Source organism: Mesorhizobium sp. M0074 (assembly GCF_040322975.1).
In the GTDB taxonomy this organism is placed as follows: Bacteria; Pseudomonadota; Alphaproteobacteria; order Rhizobiales; family Rhizobiaceae; genus Mesorhizobium.
Map to the genome: position 1 here is coordinate 1 of NZ_JAMYUM010000081.1, position 1,040 is coordinate 1,040.

Consider the following 1,040-nt stretch of genomic DNA (forward strand, 5'->3'; position numbering starts at 1 on the left):
GCATCGGCTTACCTTGCCCTGAATGTCCGTCTCGCCAGATTGATAGCGTGCCGGGGTCAGACCCAAATGCGCTCCGACATCCCTCGATCGGCGAAAGCGGTCCGGCTGATCGACCGTGGCACGAAAGGCGAGCGCGGTGATGGGTCCCACACCGGGCACGGACATGAGGCGCCGGCAGACTTGCTCCTTGCGGGCGATATTGAAGACCTGCTTTGTCAGTCGCCCGAACTCGCGCAACATCGTTGCCACGATCGCCAGAAGCGGCTCGACAAGCGCCATGATGACCGTATCTGCGCCAATCAGTTCGCGCACGCGAGGGGCGAAAGCTGCGCGGCCTGGAGTGCCGAGCTTGATGCCGGCCTCCCGCAGAATCGCCCTGACGACATTTTCGATCGTCCGCATTTCATTGAGGACCGTGCGTCGCGCAACGAGGAGGGATCGCCAGAGCCGACACTGCTGGCTCTTCACATGCACCTGCCGATACCAGCCGGTGCGCATGATCTGCGCCAAGGCGCGGGCGTCGTTGCGATCGGTTTTGTTCGGCATCGTTTTCATCGCCGCGTTGGCCTGCCGGGTCTCGATGCAGATCGCCGGCAATCCTTCGGCGCGAATACCGTCATAAAGCCAGGCTGTCAGCGAACAGGCTTCGAGCCCGATGCGCTCCAGCGGCAGATCGATTTTCCGCAAGGCTTCATAAAGCGCCCTCGGCTCATTCGCCGCCCGCCCTTCCTTCACGATCCGGCCGCTCTCGTCGACGACACAGATCGCGGTCTCTTCCAAAGACACGTCAAGTCCGGCAAAATACTTCATGGCTGCTCCTCCTGATGTTTGTGGCGATCTACATCGACCACGTTCTCACATCTCGACAGGAGCAGCCGCCCTCAATTTGGCTCGGGCGAGACCCCAATCACCCCATCTGTTGAAGAAGTCTGACGTATTGCCTTGAGGATGGCCCCGTCGCCGTTGTGGTAGGCGAATGTGATCTCGATCGAGCCGTCGTCGAGCAATTCGGCATAGCCATCGCCTGTGACTTCATCCAT

General features: G+C 60.7%; 1 protein-coding gene. It reads right to left on the reverse strand.

What is annotated here, in order from left to right; translation table 11 throughout:
* On the reverse strand, positions 1 to 810 hold an 810-nt coding region (locus NKJ73_RS34045; RefSeq protein WP_352572760.1), incomplete at its 3' end, for an IS110 family RNA-guided transposase.
* Positions 811 to 1,040: the final 230 nt, after the last annotated feature.